This window comes from Streptomyces sp. SID3343 (genome assembly GCF_009865215.1).
Lineage (GTDB): Bacteria > Actinomycetota > Actinomycetes > Streptomycetales > Streptomycetaceae > Embleya.
The window spans coordinates 1-282 of record NZ_WWJX01000174.1 but is presented as its reverse complement, the minus strand read 5'-3'; the positions used below and the strand labels follow the sequence as shown (position 1 = coordinate 282).

1 pseudogene is annotated in these 282 nt (G+C 72.0%); it reads right to left on the bottom strand.

Annotated features, from left to right (window positions below):
* Nucleotides 1-99: 99 nt before the first annotated feature.
* Nucleotides 100-282: pseudogene (locus tag GT354_RS06045) on the bottom strand (GNAT family N-acetyltransferase); the annotation flags it as partial.

The following is a 282-nucleotide window of genomic DNA, read 5'->3' as shown; positions in this document are numbered from 1 at the left end:
ACGCCGAACGACGTGCGAAAGGGCGCCCGGAGCGGCATCGCGATCCGGCGAAGTTCGATTCCGGTGATCTTCACAACGGTTCTCCTCGAGGTTCCAAGGTCACGTGGACGGGCTGCGCGTGACGACGTAGCAGGACTTGCGGTGGAAGCCGGTGACCCGGGCGCCGTCGGCGAGCAGGCCGCCGAGGACCTCGCGCACCGCGACGCGCCACGCCCGCGCGGCGGCCGGGTCGGTGCGGCGCAGCGCCTCGATGTCGGCGGGCACGTCGACGAGCAGCGTGTC